Origin of the sequence: Nocardia salmonicida (assembly GCF_036142455.1) — a bacterium.
GTDB classification, from domain to species: domain Bacteria; phylum Actinomycetota; class Actinomycetes; order Mycobacteriales; family Mycobacteriaceae; genus Nocardia; species Nocardia salmonicida.
The window spans coordinates 5,438,698-5,458,849 of sequence record NZ_CP108014.1; the positions used below are offsets into that span (position 1 = coordinate 5,438,698).

Below are 20,152 nucleotides of genomic sequence, written 5' to 3' on the forward strand. Positions count from 1 at the left end.
GTGTATCTACCGAGTTCAGCGGCTGCTGCTGCGGCGACTCTTCTTACGCGGCGGGGGCAGCAAGCCCTCGGCGCGCAGGCGCGAGGCGTGCTCGGCCAGTGCCTCCACCAGTGGGCCGACCTGTGCCGACTCCGGCTGCACGTCCACGCGCAGACCGAACTCGATCGCGGTCTCGGCGGTCTTCGGGCCGATGCACGCCACGATGGTGCGCGCGTGCGGCTTGCCCGCGATGCCGACCAGGTTGCGGACCGTGGAGGACGAGGTGAACAGCACCGCGTCGAAACCGCCGGTCTTGATCATCTCGCGGGTCTCCGCGGGCGGCGGCGAGGCGCGCACCGTGCGGTAGGCGGTGACGTCGTCGATCTCCCAGCCGCGCTCACGCAGGCCCTCGGCCAGGGTCTCGGTGGCGATGTCGGCGCGGGGCAGCAGCACCCGGTTCACCGGATCGAACACGTCGTCGTAGGGCGGGAAGTCGGCGAGCAGGCCCTCGGAGGACTGTTCGCCACTCGGCACCAGTTCGGGGTTGATACCGAAGGAACGCACCTTCTCCGCGGTGGCCTCACCGACGCAGGCGATCTTCACCCCGGAGAACGCGCGAGCGTCCAGACCGAACTCGGCGAACTTCTCCCACACCGCGCGCACGGCGTTGGTGGAGGTGAACACCACCCACTGGTAGCGCCCGTCGACCAGACCCTTGACCGCCCGTTCCATCTGGGCGGGGCTACGCGGCGGCTCCACCGCGATGGTCGGCACCTCGATCGGGATCGCGCCGTGGGTGACGAGCCGCTCGCTCATCTCCCCCGCCTGATCCTTGGTGCGCGGCACGAGCACGGTCCAGCCGTAGAGGGCACGCGATTCCCACCACGACATCTTGGCGCGCTTGTCGACCTCCTTGCCGACCGTCACGACCAGCGGGCCGACCAACTCGGAAGCGGCGTTGTTCAGCGAGGCCAGCGTGGCCTCGATGGTGCGCTGCTGACGGGTGGTGCCACGCACGGTCACCGCGACCGGAGTCTGGGGCGCCAGACCGTGTTCCACCAGCGCGCTCGCGGTCTCGGCCAGGTGCCCGGAGGTGGCGTGCAGGACCAGCGGGCCGGGGGCGGCGGCCAGCGCCGACCAGTCGACCTCGCCGCGCACATCGGCCTCGGTGTGCCCGGAGCCCAGCGCGATGCCCGCGTAGCTGGGCACGGCCGAGCCGTTGGGCAGGCCGGGCAGCACCTCGAACACCATGTGCGAACGGGTGACGGCGTTGACCTCGTTGATCACCGAATCGGTAGTCAGCGGGTCGCCGGTGACGATACGGACCACGTCGTGACCGTTGCGCGCCTCGGCAATCAGCGTTTTGGCCACCTCGGCGGGTTCGCCGAGAGCGGGCCGCACGTCGACCGGGCTTTCGCCGTTTTCGCCCACCTCGTGCGCGATGCCGATCAGGGCGAGCACGCCCTTGTCGACATCGGGGTCGGTGAACGCCAGCATCGCCCGCTCGAGCACCTCACGGGCGCGCACGGTCAGCAGGGCCGGGTCGCCGGGGCCGGATCCGACGAAAAGGATCCGCCCTGGTTGCTTCTTGGTAGCTCGGCTGCTGCTCATCGGTTGTTCTCCATCGGGCTGGAATTAGTGAAGTCGGTGGGCGCCGGTTCGTCTGTGACGCTCAGCAATGCGCGAGCACCCAGGTCCAGCAGTTCGCGCGCCAGCGTGCGACCGAGTTCGGCCGCGTCTTTCGGCGCGCCGACGATCGAGGCGCGCAAGACGTCGGAGCCGTCGATCGCGGCGGCACAGGCGCGCAGCGAGAGTTCGTCGAAGATCCGGCCGTCCTCGTCGATCGACTCGACGATCTCGGCGAGTGCTCCGATCGGTGCGGTGCAGCCTGCTTCGAGCTCACCGAGCAGCGAACGCTCGGCGAGCACCGCGGCTCTGGTCGCGGCATCGTCCAGACCGGCGAGTACCTCGATCAATTGCGGGTCGTCACTGCGGCATTCGACCGCGAGGGCGCCCTGCGAGGGGGCGGGCAACATCTGCACCGGTTCGAGCGATTCGGTGATCTCGTCGGTGCGCCCGATCCGGCACAGGCCGGCGCGGGCGATGACGATGGCATCGAGCTCGCCCTCGCTCACCTTGCGCAAGCGGGAGTCGATATTGCCGCGCAGCGGAAGGATTTCGAGACCGAGGCCGAGGGCGCGCAGCTGCGCGGCACGGCGCGGGGCCGAGGTTCCCACTCGGGCACCGGCGGGCAATTCGCCGAGAACCATGCCGTCGCGAGCCACCAGCGCGTCGCGCGGGTCCTCGCGGGGCGGGATCGCGGCGATGGTGAAGCGCGGGTCCTGCGCGGTGGGGAGGTCTTTATAGGAATGCACCGCGATGTCGATGCCGCCCGCGGCGAGCTCGTCGCGCAGTGCGGAGGTGAACACCCCGACACCGATCTTCTGCACCGGATCCGACGACAGATCGCCCGGCGTCTTGATGACCACCAGTTCGGCGGGTTGCCCCGCCGCGATCAGCGCATCGCGGATGGTGCCCGCCTGTGTCAGCGCGAGCAGGCTGCCGCGCGTGCCGATCCGCCACGGCGCACTGGCGCTGCCTGCGGTCACGGTGTCCTCTTCCTGCACTGTCGTGGTCATGCGGTTTCCTCCTGCGCATGCCCGAGCGGCGCTGCGTGGTTTCGCATGCTGCCTGTGTCGGGTCTTGACTCGGTCAAGCGTGACGGCCCATCGCCGAGGTGGCCTGCGGTGAAGTCGTCGGCCAGCGCGGACTCGCCCGCGGCGACCTCCATCGGCGCGGCAACCGCTTGTACCGCACCGGGTTTCAGTTCGAACAGCTCACGCAACGCTTCGGCGTAGCTGTCGCCGCCCGGCGTCGATGCCAACTGCTTCACCCGCACGGTCGGCGCGTGCAGCAGCTTGTCGACGACGCGGCGCACCGTGCGCGCCACCTCGTCGCGGGCCGGGTCGGCCAGGTCGGGCAGCCGCGAGTCGAGGCGGAGCAGTTCGGCCTCCACCACATCGGCGGCACGCTGGCGAAGCGCGGCCACCGTGGGGGTGACCTCCGCCATACGTTGCCCGGCAAGGTATTTGGCGAGTTCGTCGGCGACGATGAGGCGCGCGGCGGCGGTGTCGTCGGCCGCGGCGCCCGCGGCCGGATCGCGCTGCAGCGATTCGATGTCGATGACGGCGACGCCGGGCAGGCCTGCCACGGCGTGCTCCACATCGCGGGGCAGGCCGAGATCGCAGAAGACCAGCGGCCGCTCGGCGACGTCGGTGCGGGCCCGGCCGGCGAGTGCGCGGTGGGTGTCGGCCAGGGTAACCACGGACCCGACCGCGCCGGTACAGGTGATCACGACATCGGCGCCGGCCATGGCCTCGGTGAGCCGTGACATCTCGACCGCCTCGGCATCGACACCGTGCATGGTGCGACCGGTCTCGGCCAGACGCTGTGCGCGTTCGAGGGTCCGGTTGACGACGATGATGCGCCCGATCCCGGCCCGCGACAGATGCGCCACGGCCAGCCCGCCCATCGCGCCCGCACCGACGACCACCGCGGTCCGCCCGGCGAGATCGCCGACGACACCACGTGCCCGATCCAGCGCCACCGACACCACCGAGGCGCCTGCCCGGTCGATCCCGGTCTCCGAATGCACACGCTTGCCGACCCGCAACCCGTGCTGGGCCAACTCGTGCAGCGTGCGTCCGACCGCCTGCTGACCGTCGGCACTGGCGTAGGCGCTGCGAATCTGGCTGAGCACCTGCTGCTCGCCGACGACCATCGAGTCGAGGCCGCTGGCGACCGCGAACAGATGCTCGGCCGCGGCCTCGCTGTAGCGCACATAGGCGTGCTTGGTGAGATCGCCCAGCGGCAGTCCGGAATGCTTGGTGAGCAGCTCGCTCACCTCGCCGAGCCCGCCGTGGAAGGCGTCGACGACCGCGTAGACCTCGACCCGGTTGCAGGTGGAGACGATCATGGCCTCGGACACGTGGCTCGAGGAGAGCAGCCGATCCACCAGTTTCGGCCGTTCGGACTCACTGATGGCGACTTTCTCCAGCACCGATACCGGGGCGCTCCGATGCGAAATCCCGACCAGCAGAACACTCATGACCACACCTCGCCGACGCTGTGTCGTGTCATGCGCGTCCCCACGCCGTGTCGCTGTTTAGCTCGCTGGCGCTCGCTCATGGCGTGATCACCGATCCCTTGGTGCTTGGCTCCGTTGCCGAGTGGGGCGTGACCGAACGCGGCGCGGTGCGACGCGACGGCCTGCCGCGAGCCGGTTCGACCGGCGCGGCATGTGTGAGGTGGTTCGGCGGCGCTACCCGGCGCGCGACGCGGCTGGCGCCGACCTCGGCGATCTCGGGCAGCGCGGGCGCGTCGTTGCGCGCGGCATCGAAGGACAGCATCTGCAGTTCCATCGCCAGGTCGACGCGGCGTACCTGAACATGGGCGGGCGCGCGAAGTTCCAGCGGCGCGAAGCTCAATATCGACGGCAGTCCGGCGGCGACGAGCCGGTCACACACGTCCTGGGCGGCCTCGTCGGGCACGGCCACCACGGCGATCGTCGGCGTCAGCGCCGGAATCTGGGCGGTCAGCTGCTCGACATCGCGCACGACGAGACCGGCGTACGACTGGCCGATCACCGAAGGGTGGTTGTCGAAGATCCCGACCACGGTGAAGCCTCGTACCCCGAATCCGCCGTAACCGACCAGTGCGCGGCCCAAATTGCCCGCGCCGATCAGCACTACCCGATGTCCCTGTGACAGTCCGAGCACATCTTCGATCCTGGTGCGCAACTTGGCTACGTCATAGCCGACACCCCGCACACCGTTGGGTCCGAGGAAGGAAAGATCCTTGCGCAGCTTCGCCGAATTGACACCCGCCGCGACAGCGAGTTCCTCACTCGATACGATGACTACACCCTCGTCGGCCAACCCAGCGAGAACCCGGAGATAGGTAGCGAGACGAGTCACCGTGGCCTGCGGAATGTCCCGCACAAGAGCCTTGCCGGAGACGCCACTCGGCGTCTCGTGCTGCTCTGTCACGTCGTCGGCTCCTCGTTCCGGGCCTGATCGCGGTCCGGTTCCTCTGTTCGTTCACCGGTGTGGGTCGCTGCGATTACGAGAGCGCGACCGGTGCCATAGGGGCGGTACAAACCCGGCCACCGCCGCTGCGTGCCAGGGGCGGTGCGGATTGCGTGTCACCACCGTAACCGCTTGTGCAGGCGTTCACAAAGTCGGTGAATTCGGCCTCATTTTCCGTCGCGACCAGCGATCCGGCTCAGGTCGGCCCGCAAACGGGGCTCGTCCACGTCGAAATAGCTGTGTTCACGGCCGTTCAACAGGACCACTGGCAGGCGATCTCCGTATTCAGCACGCAGCTCCGGATCCTTGACCGCGGCTTCGTCGACGTCCAAGGTGGCTACCGGGAGACCGAAATCACCACAGATCGTCTGCAATTGCGCCAGCGCGGTGCCGCACAAGCCGCAACCAGCGCGGGTCAACAGGGTCACCGTCGGTGTGGGATTAGTCATGAGCCCTATTTAATCCTCGAGCCCTAAGCGAGTTGTCGGTGCAGCCGGTTACTGTGGACATGGTTCGCGCGACTAGCGGAGGGTACTGGTGCCGGAACGTTCGAAGGTGACTAGGGCCGGATTCGTCGCAGGGCGATTCGGGGAGTTCCCTGCGCGGTGGCAGCCCAGCCGCCTCGGTCAGGAACTACAGGAACAGTTCGCACGGCTGCCACGCAGCCCGTTCGGGCCGAGCGAGGAAGAGCTACGCGCCAACCTCGCCGGTGAGGCAAGCGCCGACGCGGCGCTCGAGCTACACGTTGCCGATCTCGCCGAACAGGGCGCCGACGCGGGCCCCGAGGTCCCTCGCGACCTCACCGCCGCGGCGTTCTTCGACGTCGACAACACCCTGGTCCAGGGTGCCTCGATCGTCCACTTCGCCCGAGGGTTGGCCGCGCGCAAGTACTTCAAGACCTCCGACCTGGTCGACGTCGCCTGGAAACAGGTGAAGTTCCGGGTCACCGGCAAGGAGAACTCCTCCGACATGGTCTCGGGCCGGGAGAAGGCGCTCAGCTTCATCGCGGGCCGCCCCACCGCCGAGCTCGCGGCGCTCGGCGAGGAGATCTACGACGAGATCATCGCCGACAAGATCTGGCCCGGCACCCGCGCGCTCGCCCAGATGCACCTCGACGCCGGCCAGCAGGTCTGGCTGGTCACGGCCACTCCGGTCGAGCTGGCGAATGTGATCGCCAAACGCCTCGGCCTGACCGGCGCCCTCGGCACGGTCGCCGAAAGCGTCGACGGCAAATTCACGGGCCGCCTGGTGGGCGACATCCTGCACGGATTGGGCAAGGCACACGCGGTGCGCACCCTCGCGATTCGCGAAGGTCTCAATCTCAAGCGCTGCACCGCCTATTCCGACAGCCACAACGACGTCCCCATGCTGTCGCTGGTCGGTACCGCGGTGGCCATCAACCCCGATTCCGACCTGCGCGAGGTCGCGAAGAACCGCGGCTGGGAAATCCGCGACTTCCGCACCGGCCGCAAGGCGGCGAAGATCGGTGTGCCCACCGCGCTGGCACTCGGCGCGGCGGGCGGAGCGGTAGCGGCTGTCGTAGCCCGCCACCGCGACAACTAACTAACCCAGCACCACGTTCCGGCGCTTGGCCAGCAGCTTGTAGAGGGTCTGCTGGATGGTCTCGCGGACCTGGTCGGTGACCTCGAACATCGTCATCGGGTCATCGGCCTCTTCCGGCTCGAACGCCGTGGTCGCGATCGGCTCACCGAACTCGATGTACCACTTCGACGGCATCGGCACCGCGCCGAGCAGCCCCAGATGCGGGAACAGCGGCGTCACCGGGAAATACGGCAATCCGAGCAGGCGGGCCAGCGGCTTGATATCGGCGAGCTTCGGGTAGATCTCCTCGGAGCCGACGATCGACACCGGGATGATCGGCACCCCGGCCCGCACCGCCGCCGACACGAATCCACCGCGCCCGAACCGCTGCAGCTTGTACCGGTCGGCGTAGTTCTTGCCGACGCCCTTGAATCCTTCGGGGAACACTCCCGCGATGTGCCCGGAGCGCAGCAGCCGCTCGGCATCGGGGTGGCAGGCCATCGTGTGCCCGGCTTTGCGCGCGAGCGCACCCAACAGCGGCATCTCGAAGATGAGGTCGGCGGCCAGCAGCCGCAGCGCCCGCTGATTCGGGTGCTTGTCGTGCACGGCCAGCTGCAGCATCAAACCGTCGAGCGGCACGGTGCCCGCGTGATTGGCGACCAGCAGCGCGCCACCGACGGCGGGAACGTTCTCGATGCCCGTGACCTCGGCGCGGAACCAGTACTCCGACAACGGTCGCAGTGTGGGCAGGATGACCGATTCGAGTAGGTGCCGGTCGTAGCCGAACTCGTCCACCTGGTAGTCCCCGGTGAGCCTGCGGCGCGCGAATTCCGCGGTCCGTTCGATCTGCTCGCCGACGGCATCGCGCACGATGTCGGTGAGCGATTTCGGCGGCAACGCGGGCATTCCCGGCCGACGCTCGCTGAGAGAGGTGACCGGCATCGCCTGCATCGGCTGATCCGGCCATCGCCGGGTCTGCGGTCGCTGTCGGGCCTCGACATTCACGTCGAGACGAATGACTTTCGCTCCCTCGTTCATTTATGCGCTCCTGATCCGGCCCCGATGAGGCCGAGCAGTTTGTGTTCCGCGGCGTCGATCCATGCCGGATCGAAGACTGGCCGCAACGCTGCGCCCGCGATGAAGTCATCGAACGCCTGGACCGTGGTCCAGCGTGGGGTGAAGCCGAGCTCGGTTCGCATACGGGTGGTGTCGAGCCCGCAGCCGAAATAGAAATAGTCGGGTTGTTCGCCACTGAATCCGCGCATGATCGGGCCCATCAGCGAGCGACCGACCGTGCGGAAGACGAAGAACGGCACCGGCGCGACAATGCGCCCGGCCCGCCGGATCGCCTGCGACATGGCCAACGCGCCGTCACCGGCGATATTGACCGTGCCACCGTGGGCACGCTGCGCCGCGTGCACGAGCACCGCGACCGCGTCTTCCTCGTGCAGCAATTGCAGTCGGGCTTCGCGACCGAGAACAGTCGGCGTGATCGGCGAACGCAGATATTGCACGCCTCGATCGGCCAGGCGCGGCCCGACGATCGGCGCGAAACGCAGAATCGATGCGGAAATATCGGGCCTGCGCCGCGCCATTCCACGCACCAGCGCCTCGATATCGATCATGTCGCGCGCGAACCACCCCGCGGGCGGAGTGCGCGCGCCCATTTCCTCGGTGAATTTCGCCGGATCCTTGGCACTGCATCCATATACCGCCGACGACGATCGCACGACCACGCGCCGCACCGACGGCGCTTTTTGACACACGGCGAGCAATTGCATCGCGCCGAGGACATTGAGATCCTTCATCACCGCACGACCGCCACCGGCGGGCGGACGAGTGAGCACGGCCGCGTGCACGACAGTGTCGACGTCGTTGCCCTCGACGACCTTGCGAATAAGCGGATTCCTGATATCGGCGCGCACGAACTCGGCACTACCCATTTTTCGACGAAGCTCACGGCTGGGAGTGACGGTATCCACGGCGATGACACGTTCGACGCCGGGTTCGGCAGCTAGGCGTGCCGCGACATTGCCACCGAAGAAGCGGCTGGCACCAGTGACCAGCACAACTCTCGGCGCGTGTCGTTCCCGTGTATCGGAACTCGTACCTGACCCCACTCAAAGCCCCCTGCTCATCGTGTTTCGCGTACCAGAGTAGCCGCATTCACGCCACTCACCGTCACGATCTACAAGCATTTAACGAGGACGACCCGTCCCCGCATAGCGAGATTCACAAACCCGGGCTTTTCACAGCGAGAGCCCGCCACCTTCGAAGGGTGACGGGCTCGTCGCAGGCACGCAGGCTTACTTGCCGAGTTTGCGCCGCTGAACACGCGTGCGGCGAAGCAGCTTGCGGTGCTTCTTCTTCGACATACGCTTGCGGCGCTTCTTGATCACAGAACCCATAGGGTTTCCTCGCGTTCTCTCTACTCGGCATACACACGCGGTGTTCACGTGCGTCGTTTGGCGTCCGCGCCGCCGGGGCAACCGGACACCACGAACGGTGCCACCGGCAGGCGGACACGAACCAGTTGTCCATGCTACCGGGGCACCCGAGCAGCAACGAAACCGCCCTTGTACCTGGCCGAACTACGTCATCCGGCGTCGAAGTACGACGTCTCCAGGTAGTCGTGCACCGCCTTCGCGTGCACTCGGAACGAGCGCCCGACACGCACCGCGGGCAGTTCACCCGAGTGCACGAGCCGGTACACCGTCATTTTCGACACCCGCATGAGATCGGCGACTTCGGCGACGGTGAGAAACTGAGTGCCACCGCCGATCACCGTTTGCGGGGTGGCGCCGACCCGTGGAGCGGGCGAACCCGAACCACCGCCCGACGCCGATGGATTACTTGACATTCTGTTCGCAGACATCATGGCACCATTGACCTCCGGCACGCCCGCGCCGCCGGCTTCCCCACCAGCGGAACAGACACGCACGTGCTTCTACGAGCTTAGCGGGACCAGTGGGATTACTGCGACGGGTGTGAGAAATCGGTTCTCGAACCGGGTACCCGATCGTCACTCGTTCGTTGCGCCCTGTTCGGCCGACCGCCGCTTCGCCGCGTGTAGCGCTTCGGTGAAGGTCGAGCGCAGCGCGCCACGCTCCAGCTCGCGCAGCGCCGCGGCGGTGGTGCCGCCGGGTGAGGTGACCGCGGCCCGCAGTTCGGCCGCGCTCTGCCCGGTTTCGTCCAGCAGCGCCGCCGCGCCGATCATGGTCTGCACGACCAGTTCGCTGGACACCTCGCGGGTGAGACCGAGGCCGACACCGGCATCGATCATCGCCTCGACGACGAGGAAGAAATACGCCGGTCCCGAACCGGATACCGCGGTGACCGCGTCCATCTGCGCCTCGGGCACCGTCACCACTTTGCCGACGGCTTCGAGCATCTCGCCGACCTGCTCTAGCTGCTCGGGCTTGGCGTAGCGACCGGGCGATTGCACACTCATCCCCTGCCCGACCAGCATCGGGGTGTTCGACATCACCCGCACCACCGGGAAACCGGCGGGCAGTTTCGACTCGAGCCGGGCAGTGGAGATCCCGGCGGCCAGCGAGACGAGCACCTGATCGCGACCGTTTTCGAGATCGGCCTTGGACAGGTCGGTGAGCACCGAGTCGACCACGCCGGGCTTCACCGCGATGACCACGATGTCGGCGCCCTCGACGGCGTCGGCGACCGAACCGCTCACCCGCACCTTGAACCGCTCGGCCAGCTGCGCGGCGCGCGCGGCGACCGGCTCGACAACAACCAGATCCTTGATCGCCCTGCCGGATTCCAACAATCCGGCCACCAGCGCCTCACCGATCCGACCGCCACCGACCACCGCAATTCTCGTCATGAGAACAAGGTTAGTTGGCCCGGTGGCCTCAGCGTGCCGCCGGGATCAGGGCCAGCTGGCGACTCTGGGCGACAACGGCGCCGGTGGAGTCGATGACCAGGTGGTCCTCGTCGAACATCCGCTCACCGACCTCACGGGCGGTCGCGACCACGCGTAGCCAACCGGGCGCGGGGACGCGGCGCAGATAGGTGGTCATCTGGACGGTCGGCGACCAGCCGAAGTGGCCCAGGTTCATCGGGACGGGCGGGCTGATGTCGGCGGCCATCATCGCGAAGGCGGCGCGCGCCCGCGGATCGGCTTCGTCGCCGTCGAACGGACGGATCCACAACCGCAACCGAGGCGGGCCGGTCTCGCCGCGCAGGAATTCGCCCCAGGTCGGATCGATCACCATGTGGGCGCCCTGGCTCACGTGCACGATCTTGCCCATCGGCGAATCGGGGGTGTACTGGAAGGCCTGATCGCCCGGCTCGGCGGGCATGTCGGTGTCGGGACCCGTCCAGCGAGTCTGCGCGGAGTCGAGGTGGCCGAAGGTGAACGCGGTCCGGACGAGGATGCGGCCGTTCTGGATCAGGTCGACGTCGGCCAGGCAGATCTGGCGGCCCTTCTTCCGGATGTGTACCGCGTATTCGACCTCGCCGGGATCGGGGGCGCCGAGGAAGTCGGTACTGCCCGCGATGGGCGCCATCTGGGCCAGTGATTCGTCGGCCTCGGTGAGCCAGCGGGTCGCCGCGGCGGCGGTGGCCGCGACCATGGTGCCGCCGTGCACCTTGGGGCCGATGGTCCAGGTGGGTGCGATGACGCCGGCGTAGCGGCCGGTCTCGGCATCGGTGGTGGTGAGCTCGGTCAGGTCGAGAACCTGGCTGAACGGCGCGTCGGTCGCGAGTTCTCGCGTCATCGTCACTCCTGGTCGGGGGGCACTACAATTCGTACAGCGTACAAGCACGCTGCGGCCGCAACTATTCCGCGCTGCGTACGCGGACACGGCGATGTCGGTACAGGCGGGCCGCTCCGCGCGATCACGGCCACGTCCAGGCGGTGAGACGATGTCCCCGCCGCACCACGGTCATGGCAGGTCGGCGTGGCGCGGCTGAGGGTCCGGCGTCGCACCGGTGAGGTGACGGCGCGCGAACTCGAGAGTGCGCGCCAGTTGCACGGAGCGTTCGGCGGTGGTTCGCGCGTTCTGGGTGTTGATCTCGGCGACCGCGTGGCCACGGAAACCGGTGTGTACCAGGTGTTCACACAGTTGCGCGCACGGCTGGGTGCCGTCGCCGGGCACCAGGTGTTCGTCGTGCGCGGCGCCGCGCCCGTCGGCCAGGTGCAGGTGGATCAGGCCGTCGCCCATCCGGCGCGCCAGCTCGAGCGCATCGGTGCCCGCGGTCGCGGTGTGCGAGAGGTCGAGGGTGTAGTGGTCGAAGCCGGTGTCGGTCGGATCGTAGGAGGGGCTGAACGCGCTCACCGCGCGTCCGGGGCCCGCGCGCCGTTCCAGCCTGCGCACCGCGCCGTCGCGGAACAGGGTGTCGGCCCGCATCGGGAACATGTTCTCCACCGCGACCTTGACCGGGTGATGCGCCTCCAGCTCACCGACCTGATCGGCGAATCCCCTGGCGTAGCGACGCTGCCAGCGAAACGGCGGGTGCACCACCACGGTGTCGGCGCCGAGCGCTTCCGCGGTGCGCACGCTGCGTTCCAGCTTGGCTACCGGGTCGGCGCCCCACACCCGTTGGGAGATCAGCAGACACGGCGCGTGCACGGCGAGCACCGGCACGCCGTAGCGCTTGGCGTAGGACTGCACGGTGGCGATGTCCTGGCTGGCCGGCTCGGCCCACACCATCAATTCCACACCGTCGTAACCCAATTCGGCGGCATAACGGAACGCCGCCTGCGTGTTCTCCGGATATACCGAGGCCGTCGACAGGCCGATCGCGATGTCCGCTCGTGCGTTCCCCACAGCCCACTCCCTGTATTCAGCTGGTACTGAGGAGAAAGGCTAGCGGTCCCAGCGTCACGAAGACGCCGACGACGACGGCGATCACCGTGCTGAAGATGTCGTCGGTGCGACGCAGGACGCGAACCAGCGCCACGAGACCGAGGATCACCACCATCGCCAAGGCCAGCGCCACCCACGGCAGCGTTTCCCACATCGTCTCGAAACCCTTGAACAGCAACATTCCGGCGACTGCCGCGCCCGCGCTCTGCGCGCCGAGGATCATCCACTGGCGACGGTTGGTGTCGTCGCCGTTGCCGCGCGCCATCGCCGAAACGCGGGCGGCTCGGCTGGCTACCGCACCGCCGGCGCGATTGCCTGCCATCCGGCTCGCGGTCCGCGAGTCGGCGCGGCCCGTGGTCTTCGATTTGGCTCGGCTCGCGACCTTCGACCTGGCCCGGTCTGCCACCTTCGCAGCGGCCGCTTTGGTCGCGGCGCGCCTGCTCGCCCTGGTCGGCTTCGGTTCGTAGTCGTCGTCGTAGTCGTCGTCATCGTCGAAAGGCGCGTCGTCGTAATCGGATTCGGAGTAGTCGTTATCGACGTAATCGCGATCGACGTAATCGGACTCGGCGTAGTCGTCGGTATCGTCGTCGTCGGCCTGGTCCGCGCCGACCCGATACACGATCTCGGTGTGCGCGTCGGCGTCGCCGCGATCGGCCCGCTGCCGCAGCAGGTCACCGGCCACCGACTGCCCGGACACCAGCGGCTGCTCCTGGCTGACCGGCGACCACGCGGCCGTCGGGAAACCACCGCTCTCCGGGGCGGGCGCTGCCTTGTCCGGACGATGCCTGCGCGCAGACCACGACGGCAGCCCACCGGACTTCGGCTCCCCCCGCCTGCGATCCAGCGACGGGCGCTGATCCGCACCGCGTGCCGGTGGGGTCTCGACACCCGGCGCCAGGTTGTAGGCCTGCGTGGCCTCGGCATTCGGCGGCGGAAACCCGTTGAACCCGGGTACCGGGGGCTGCCCGTTGAAACCCGGCGTCGGGTCGTTGCGGCCCGGCCCGTTGAAACCTCTGGCGGGCTCAGGGCCCGGCCAACTGTCGGCGCCAGGCTGCGGATCGAACGACTCGCCCGGTCGACCGTTGAACCCGGACGCGGGTCGGCCGTCGAACGACTCGCCCGGTCGACCGTTGAACCCCGACGCGGGTCGGCCGTCGAAGGATCCGGCGCCCCGACGCTCGTCGAAGCCCGATCCGGAACGGCTGTCGAAACCGGGGCCGAGATCGGCGAGATCGTCCAGTCCGCGGGACTGCCCCGGACGACCCATGAATGCCTGCGGCGCGTCGATGCCCGCCTCGTACAGCGGCGCGTCGAACGACGGGCGGCCAGGGGGCGGGCTCGGCTCGTTGGCCTCCTCCGCGGCTTCGGCGGCCCGCCTGCGCGCCGCCCGCCCACCGGTCACCGGGGGCGGCGTCGGCGGCTCGGGATACGGGGCGGCGTCGGACTCGTCCGGCCGATGCCGTCTGCCGCCACCGACAGCGGGCAGCGCACCGGAGCCGAACATCTCGGCGATACCGGGATCGACCGGCTGCGCGGGCCCGCCCGGCACGCCGAGCCGACCCGGACCACGGCCCGCGCGAGAGCCGGTGTCGCGGGCTTCGGCGCGGAACGGACCGAATGGATCCGACGACGGTCGCTGTTCGCCGAGACCGAGTGGATCGGGCGCTGAGTACCCCGCGTCGGGATCGAATCGGGCGATCGGGCCCGACATCGGAGAGAAGGCCGGTTCGGCCGGGCCGGGCGGCGGGTAGGGGGCGGGCTGATAACTCGCGGGCGGCTCGTATGTCGGCGCGGGTTCGGGTGCGTAGGTCGGCGCGGGGACATAGGCGGGCGGGGGTTCCGGCGCGGGAGGGGCGGGCGCAGCGTGCGAATTCGGCTTCACCGCCGCGTTCTCGCCGGTCAGATCATTGACCGAGAGCCCGCGACCACTGCGCCGTCGTCGTCCACCGCCGCCGCCGGAAGCAGCGGGCGCGGCCCCCTGCGCGGCATTGCGAGCCAGCAGCTCGGCGACCGATAGCTGCTTCGAATCCTCACTGCTCATGCCGACTCCACTTCCGCGACCGGCGTGACCGGCGGCACCGCGGCCGGTCCACCTCCGTTGGGCTCGGAGTCCAGTTTGCGCAAGATAAGGCCTTCGCGCAGCGCCCATGGGCAGATTTCGATGCTGTCGAGCGATAACGCCCGCATACTCGCCTCCGCGACCAATGCTCCGGCCACCAATTGCTGGGACCGGTCCGAACTCACGCCCTCCAGTTCCGCGCGGTCCGAGGCGGTCATCCGAGAGATGAACGCGATCAGCTGGCGCAGACCGGAGCTGGTCAGTGTACGTCGCACCCGAGGGCCGGCGGCCGAGGGTGCCGCGCCGGTCAACCGGGCCAGCGAACGGAATGTCTTCGAGGTACCGACAGCCAGGTCGGGTTTGCCTGCCTCGACGAGGGTCTTGGACGGGACCACCAGTTCGGAGTCGAGCCAGTCGCGCAGGACCGCGATCTTGCGCTTGCCCGGCGGGTCGTCGCGCAGCCACTCCCTGGTGAGCCTGCCCGCGCCGAGTTGCAGCGACAGCGCCACATCGGGTTCTTCGTCGCCGCCGTTGGACAGCTCGAGCGAGCCGCCGCCGATGTCGAGATTGATGATCCGCCCCGCGCTCCAGCCGAACCAGCGGCGCACCGCGAGGAAGGTCAGGCGGGCCTCGTCCGCACCGGTGAGCACCTGCAGATCGACCCCGGTCATGGACCGCACGCGAGTGAGTACTTCCTCGGAATTGGTCGCCTCACGCAGGGCGGAGGTGGCGAACGGCATCAGTTCGACGCATTTGGAATTGCGTGCCAGATCGGCGAACTCGAGGATGGTCGCGACCAGTCGGGCCTCGCCCTCTTCGGTGATCCGGCCCATCGAGTCCATGCTCTCCGACAGGCGCAACGCCGACTTCGACGAGCTCATCGGCATCGGGTGGCCACCACGATGGGCGTCCACCACGAGCAGGTGGACGGTATTGCTTCCGACATCGAGAACACCAAGCCGCACACGAATACGGTACTTGGTGATCCGGTACCACAGGCCAGGCGACTGAACTGTTAGCGTCAGCAGCTGTGACCGAAGGCGCAGCTGGCACCGCGGAGACCGGGCTACGACCTGGGCGAAAGATCGATCCTGCCCCGGAAGTCGAGCTCGATTTCCCACGGGAGTGGATCGAGTTCACCGACCCAGCAAACGACGAGCACCAGATCGTCGCCGATCTGACGTGGCTGCTGTCGCGCTGGACGTGTGTGTTCGGCACACCCGCCTGCCAGGGCATCATCGCCGAACGGCCCGACGACGGCTGCTGCTCGCACGGCGCGTTCCTCGCCGACAAGGACGACCGCAAGCGCCTCAACGGTGCTGTGAAGATGCTCACACCCGAGGACTGGCAGCTGATGGGCGAGGCCACCGAGCACGGCAAAGTCGTCAAGAAGGGTTACCTCGAACTCGACGAACTCGAGGACGAACCGGCCTTGCGCACCCGCCGCTTCGACGGCGCCTGCATCTTCCTCAACCGGCCCGGTTTCGCCGCGGGCCCCGGTTGCGCGCTGCACATCATGGCGGTGCGCAAAGGGATCGAACCCCTGGAAGTGAAGCCGGACGTGTGCTGGCAGCTGCCGATCCGGCGGACCCAGGATTGGGTGGAACGCCCCGACGGCGTGCAGATCCTGCGCACCGTGGTCACCGAATACGACCGGCGCGGCTGGGGTCCCGGCGGCCTGGATCTGGATTGGTACTGCACCGGCTCCCCCGATGCCCACGTCGGCGCGAAGCCGGTCTGGCAGTCCTACGGCCCGGAGCTGCGTGAGTTGCTCGGTGCGCCCGCCTACGACGAACTCTCCCGGCACTGCCGCCGACGCGAGGGTCTCGGGCTGGTCGCGGTGCATCCGGCCACGGTGGAAGCCGAGCGGATGAACCCCGGATCTCACGGATCGAATCACTCGGAGTGAAAACCTCGTAACCATTCGGTTCATCTGTAGGTCGTGCATCTGTCACCGAACTCGGGTTGGATAGCTGTCCATGTCCAAGAAAGCGATCTACGCAGCGACCCTCGCGATCGGCGCGACCCTCTCCATGACCGGCCTGGCCAATGCCGAACCGAACGGTGATCCGGCCGCGTACGCGGACTTCACGGCCGACTTCGTGAACTACAACGACCCGGCGGCGATCGACGCTGCCAAGAACGGCAAATACATCATCATCAGCACGAAGGGCACCTCCTCGCCCATCGGCTGCCGAGGCAACGGCGCCGACGTGCCGATCTACGACTGCAAGCAGTTCGACGGCGTCGAAGTGGTCTCCCTGAAGAAGATCGACACCCCCCTCGGCACCGCGTGGAGCGTGCTGTAGCCAGGCATCTCGACCATGAACGAAAGGTCCCGTCGGAAATCCGGCGGGACCTTTTCGTTGGGGAGTCGAGATCAAGCTTCGAGCTTGTAACCCAGTCCGCGCACGGTGACGAGGTGTTCCGGCTTGGCCGGGTCGGCTTCGATCTTCGAGCGCAGTCGCTTGACGTGCACGTCGAGGGTCTTGGTGTCGCCCACGTAATCGGCGCCCCAGACCCGGTCGATCAGCTGACCACGGGTGAGCACGCGACCGGAGTTGCGCAGCAGGTACTCGAGCAGGTCGAACTCCTTGAGCGGCAAGGTGACCTGACCACCGTTGACGTGCACGGTGTGCCGGTCCACATCCATCCGCACCGGTCCTGCCTCGAGCACGCCGTTCTCGCTGCCCGAGTCCAGCTCGTCACCGGCGCCGCGGCGCAGCACGGCCCGGATCCGCGCGATCAGCTCGCGCGCCGAGTACGGCTTGGTGACGTAGTCGTCGGCGCCAAGTTCCAGTCCGACCACCTTGTCGATCTCGCTGTCGCGCGCGGTCACCATGATCACCGGCACGCCGCTGCGCGTGCGCAACTGCTTGCACACGTCGGTGCCGCTCATACCGGGCAGCATCAGGTCGAGCAGCACGATATCGGCGCCGGAGCGGTCGAATTCGGCCAGCGCGGACGGACCGTCGCCGACGACGGTGACGTCGAAGCCTTCCTTGCGAAGCAGGAACGCCAGCGGCTCGGCCAGCGAATCCTCGTCTTCGACGATCAACACACTCGTCATCTGCGTGCCTCCACACCGTTCGTTCGTCCTGCGAGAGTGCGCGGGACGGTGGTTTCTCTCGTGGTGGGCTCCGGCGTCTGTTCCGCGTCCTCGTCACCATCGGTTTCCAGATGGGCGGGGATGCGCAGCGTGAACGTCGAGCCGGTGCCCAGTTTGCTCCACAGGGTGATTTCACCGTTGTGATTGGCCGCCACGTGTTTCACGATGGCCAGGCCGAGCCCGGTGCCGCCGGTCGACCGGGAACGGGCCTTGTCGGAGCGGAAGAACCGCTCGAACACCCGTTCCTGATCTTCCTTGGCGATCCCGATGCCGCGATCGGTGACCGCCATCGCGACATGATCGCCGCGCAGCGACCGGCTCACCGACACATGCGAACCCTGTGGCGAATACGCGATCGCGTTCTCCACCAGATTCGACAGCGCGGTAACCAGCAACGTTTCGTCGCCGAGCACTTCCAGCCCACTCGGCCGGTCGGTGCTGACGGTGATGCCCGCGGCCTCGGCGGCGGTGCGCGAGCGGTCGACCGCCTGCTGCACCACCGTGTCGACATCGACCACGGCCAGATCGGGCAGTTTCTCGGCGCCCTGCAAGCGCGACAGCGCGATCAGCTCGGTCACCATCTTGCCCAGGCGCCGCGATTCGCCGAGCACACGGGAACCGAAGTGGCGCACGGCTTCGGGATCGTCGGCCGATTCCAGCATGGCCTCGGCCAGCAGGCTCATCGCGCCGACGGGGGTCTTGAGTTCGTGGCTCACGTTGGCGACGAAATCGCGCCGGGTGGCCTCCATGCGGGCCTGCTCGGAATCGTCGTCGGCGAACAGCACGACGAAGCTGGTCTCCTCGCGGGAGAGTTTGCGGGCCACGCCACGCACGGCGATCCGGCCGCGGCCGGGTAGCGGGTTCTTGGCGGTGAGGTCGTATTCGGCGGACTCACCGGTCGCCAGCACCTTCTCCACGGCCGCCCACGCGCGTTCGTCGAGCAACCGGTTGCGGACCAACCCGAGTTCCTCGGCGCGCGGATTCACCAGCACCACATCGCGGTATTCGTCGACAACGGCGATGCCGGATTCGGACGCGAGCACGATCAGGTCGAGCACCTGCGACATCGTCAGCCCGGTGTCTTCCTGGGTACGGGCGGCTTGCCTGGCATTGACGAACGGGATCAGCAGGCCCCCGACTGCCAGCCCGACGACAGCCGCGAGGACTGCCAACAGCACTGCCTGCGGAACACTCACAAGATTGATCGTACGAGTGCGGACCGACATAACGTCGGCGGGTCGGCGAAGTTTCACGCAGGTCACAGGCACTTGGTATGGCGTTCTTTTGCCGTTCACCCGGCAGGCACCTGAGGCTCCGCCGGGCGTGTCAGTTCGGCGGTTCGCCGTACATGGCGGTGGTCACCGCAGGCCCGTGCCGGTCGACCCATACACCGAGCGCATAAATCGGACCGAGCAGATCGCGGCCAGCGTCGGTGAGTTCGTATTCGACTCGCGGCGGCGCTTCGGCATACCGACGCCTGCGTACAAGCGTCATCTTCTCCATGCGCCGCAACGTCTGGGTGAGCATCTTCTGACTGATCCCGCCCGCGCCCGCGAGAAGTTCGCTGTGACGTTGCGGACCATCGCGCAGCAGGTACACCACCACCGGCAGCCACGAATTCGCGAACAGGTCCACGGCCAGCCGCGCCGGACAGTCGGCCTCGTAGGCACCGTAGGGCGGGTACTGCACCGATTCAGCGGTGGTCATGGGTACCAGCGTGCCACCGCCGAAAGGCACCTGCGGGTGCCTTTCGGTCTTTCTAGCGTCAGTGTGGTCGATGCGATCAAGCTCGGCACCTGCCAATCACAGGAGTTCTCATGCGAATCGGAATCATCGGTGCGGGCGCGATGGCGGCCACATTGGGCGGCGGCTGGGCCGCGGCGGGTCACGAGGTGCGGATCGGCGCCCGCTCGGCCGATGCGGCGGGAGCACTCGCGGCCGAGATCAACGCGATCCGTGGCGCGGGACCGGAGGCCGACCGGGCGAGCGGAACGGCTGCCGCGCCGGTCGACGTGCGAGCGGCGACGATCGGCGAGGCGATCGCCTTCGCCGATGTAGTGCTGTTCGCGGTGCCGGTCAGCGCCCTCTCCGAACTGCTCGCCGCGCACGGCCCCGATCTGGCCGGAAAGACCGTGATCGACTGCACGAACGCGTTCATGCCCGACGAATCCGCACCCGACGGAGTGACCGCGTTCGTCCTGAGCGAGGAAGCGGTAGCGGAACGCATCGCCTGGGACGCACCGAACGCCCACGTGGTCAAGGCTTTCAATCTGCTCGCCGCCGAGGTATGGGCGGGCGCCGACCGCGTCTTCGACGGTGCGCGTCTGGCCGTCCCGATCTGCGGCGACGACCCGGTGGCGGTACAGACCGTGGCCCGGCTCGCCGAAGACCTTGCCCTGCAACCATTTATCGCGGGCGGCTTGCACCGGGCCAGGTACTTGGAGGCGACCTCGGTCTTCACCGTCGGCCTCTGGTTCGGCGGCCTCGACGCCCGCGCGATGCTGCCCCCGCTGTCGGCGGCCTTCGCGGTCGCCGACGCCTGAATGCC

General features: G+C 68.1%; 20 protein-coding genes and 1 pseudogene. 4 read left to right on the plus strand and 17 right to left on the minus strand.

Translation table 11 applies throughout. The features are described 5' to 3' along the window. Positions 1–15: 15 nt before the first annotated feature. The 5 genes from OHS03_RS25410 to OHS03_RS25430 form a co-directional block, all read right to left on the minus strand. Positions 16–1,590, minus strand: coding sequence for a bifunctional uroporphyrinogen-III C-methyltransferase/uroporphyrinogen-III synthase (locus OHS03_RS25410; RefSeq protein ID WP_056814472.1), 1,575 nt, complete (start codon positions 1,588–1,590; stop codon positions 16–18). Further along, a complete protein-coding gene (gene hemC, locus OHS03_RS25415; protein ID WP_328657553.1) occupies positions 1,587–2,618 on the minus strand; it encodes a hydroxymethylbilane synthase in 1,032 nt (343 codons plus the stop codon). The genes OHS03_RS25410 and hemC overlap by 4 nt, the downstream gene beginning before the upstream one ends. Beyond that, positions 2,615–4,087, minus strand: coding sequence for a glutamyl-tRNA reductase (locus OHS03_RS25420; RefSeq protein ID WP_328657555.1), 1,473 nt, complete (start codon positions 4,085–4,087; stop codon positions 2,615–2,617). Before OHS03_RS25420 ends, hemC begins: the two co-directional genes overlap by 4 nt. Positions 4,088–4,163: 76 nt before the next feature. Next, on the minus strand, positions 4,164–5,027 hold the full coding sequence (locus OHS03_RS25425) for a redox-sensing transcriptional repressor Rex (protein ID WP_328657557.1): 864 nt from the start codon (positions 5,025–5,027) through the stop codon (positions 4,164–4,166). A 206-nt stretch (positions 5,028–5,233) separates the two neighbouring features. Then, complete coding sequence (locus OHS03_RS25430; RefSeq protein WP_062988786.1) at positions 5,234–5,515, minus strand: glutaredoxin family protein; 282 nt, start codon at positions 5,513–5,515, stop codon at positions 5,234–5,236. Positions 5,516–5,603: 88 nt separating this feature from the next. Between OHS03_RS25430 and OHS03_RS25435 the strand changes: the two genes are divergently transcribed. Then, a complete protein-coding gene (locus tag OHS03_RS25435; RefSeq protein ID WP_371852035.1) occupies positions 5,604–6,629 on the plus strand; it encodes an HAD family hydrolase in 1,026 nt (341 codons plus the stop codon). On the opposite strand, the gene OHS03_RS25440 is transcribed toward OHS03_RS25435, so the two are convergent. The 9 genes and pseudogenes from OHS03_RS25440 to OHS03_RS25480 form a co-directional block, all read right to left on the minus strand. Beyond that, positions 6,630–7,646 carry a lysophospholipid acyltransferase family protein gene (locus OHS03_RS25440; protein ID WP_056814491.1) on the minus strand — a complete coding sequence of 339 codons (1,017 nt, stop codon included), beginning with the start codon at positions 7,644–7,646 and terminating at the stop codon, positions 6,630–6,632. It lies immediately after the preceding gene. Further along, positions 7,643–8,677 (minus strand): NAD-dependent epimerase/dehydratase family protein, encoded by a 1,035-nt coding sequence (locus OHS03_RS25445; protein ID WP_082843570.1) that lies wholly within the window; start codon positions 8,675–8,677, stop codon positions 7,643–7,645. The genes OHS03_RS25440 and OHS03_RS25445 overlap by 4 nt, the downstream gene beginning before the upstream one ends. Positions 8,678–8,914: 237 nt before the next feature. Continuing rightward, a complete protein-coding gene (locus tag OHS03_RS25450; protein ID WP_003402602.1) occupies positions 8,915–9,016 on the minus strand; it encodes a 30S ribosomal protein bS22 in 102 nt (33 codons plus the stop codon). Positions 9,017–9,204: 188 nt separating this feature from the next. Beyond that, positions 9,205–9,486, minus strand: coding sequence for a helix-turn-helix domain-containing protein (locus OHS03_RS25455; protein ID WP_228537168.1), 282 nt, complete (start codon positions 9,484–9,486; stop codon positions 9,205–9,207). 144 nt (positions 9,487–9,630) lie between these two features. Beyond that, positions 9,631–10,449, minus strand: a complete 819-nt coding sequence (gene proC, locus OHS03_RS25460) for a pyrroline-5-carboxylate reductase (RefSeq protein WP_056814499.1) — start codon at positions 10,447–10,449, stop codon at positions 9,631–9,633. A gap of 28 nt (positions 10,450–10,477) precedes the next feature. After that, on the minus strand, positions 10,478–11,344 hold the full coding sequence (locus OHS03_RS25465) for a thioesterase family protein (RefSeq protein ID WP_328657559.1): 867 nt from the start codon (positions 11,342–11,344) through the stop codon (positions 10,478–10,480). 168 nt (positions 11,345–11,512) lie between these two features. Beyond that, positions 11,513–12,397 (minus strand): sugar phosphate isomerase/epimerase family protein, encoded by an 885-nt coding sequence (locus OHS03_RS25470; protein ID WP_328657560.1) that lies wholly within the window; start codon positions 12,395–12,397, stop codon positions 11,513–11,515. Between the two features lie 16 nt (positions 12,398–12,413). Next, positions 12,414–12,632, minus strand: a pseudogene (locus OHS03_RS34740) (Rv0497 family membrane protein); the annotation flags it as partial. Positions 12,633–14,473: 1,841 nt separating this feature from the next. Continuing rightward, positions 14,474–15,460, minus strand: a complete 987-nt coding sequence (locus OHS03_RS25480; protein WP_328657563.1) for a Ppx/GppA family phosphatase — start codon at positions 15,458–15,460, stop codon at positions 14,474–14,476. Between the two features lie 119 nt (positions 15,461–15,579). Between OHS03_RS25480 and OHS03_RS25485 the strand changes: the two genes are divergently transcribed. Both OHS03_RS25485 and OHS03_RS25490 read left to right on the plus strand, forming a co-directional pair. Continuing rightward, on the plus strand, positions 15,580–16,404 hold the full coding sequence (locus tag OHS03_RS25485; RefSeq protein WP_056816206.1) for a DUF3109 family protein: 825 nt from the start codon (positions 15,580–15,582) through the stop codon (positions 16,402–16,404). Positions 16,405–16,474: 70 nt separating this feature from the next. Continuing rightward, positions 16,475–16,804: a hypothetical protein gene (locus tag OHS03_RS25490; protein ID WP_328657565.1), complete on the plus strand. Its 330-nt coding sequence runs from the start codon at positions 16,475–16,477 to the stop codon at positions 16,802–16,804. Positions 16,805–16,875: 71 nt separating this feature from the next. On the opposite strand, the gene OHS03_RS25495 is transcribed toward OHS03_RS25490, so the two are convergent. From OHS03_RS25495 to OHS03_RS25505, 3 genes are all read right to left on the minus strand, one after another. Then, entirely contained in the window at positions 16,876–17,565 is a 690-nt protein-coding gene (locus OHS03_RS25495) for a response regulator (RefSeq protein WP_056814516.1), read from the minus strand. Next, the gene (locus OHS03_RS25500; protein WP_328657567.1) at positions 17,562–18,800 is read right to left on the minus strand and encodes a sensor histidine kinase; all 1,239 of its coding nucleotides are present in this window, start codon (positions 18,798–18,800) and stop codon (positions 17,562–17,564) included. Before OHS03_RS25500 ends, OHS03_RS25495 begins: the two co-directional genes overlap by 4 nt. 130 nt (positions 18,801–18,930) lie before the next feature. Next, a complete protein-coding gene (locus OHS03_RS25505) occupies positions 18,931–19,311 on the minus strand; it encodes a winged helix-turn-helix transcriptional regulator (RefSeq protein ID WP_328657569.1) in 381 nt (126 codons plus the stop codon). 110 nt (positions 19,312–19,421) lie between these two features. Between OHS03_RS25505 and OHS03_RS25510 the strand changes: the two genes are divergently transcribed. After that, complete coding sequence (locus OHS03_RS25510; RefSeq protein ID WP_328657571.1) at positions 19,422–20,147, plus strand: NADPH-dependent F420 reductase; 726 nt, start codon at positions 19,422–19,424, stop codon at positions 20,145–20,147. Positions 20,148–20,152 lie beyond the last annotated feature (5 nt).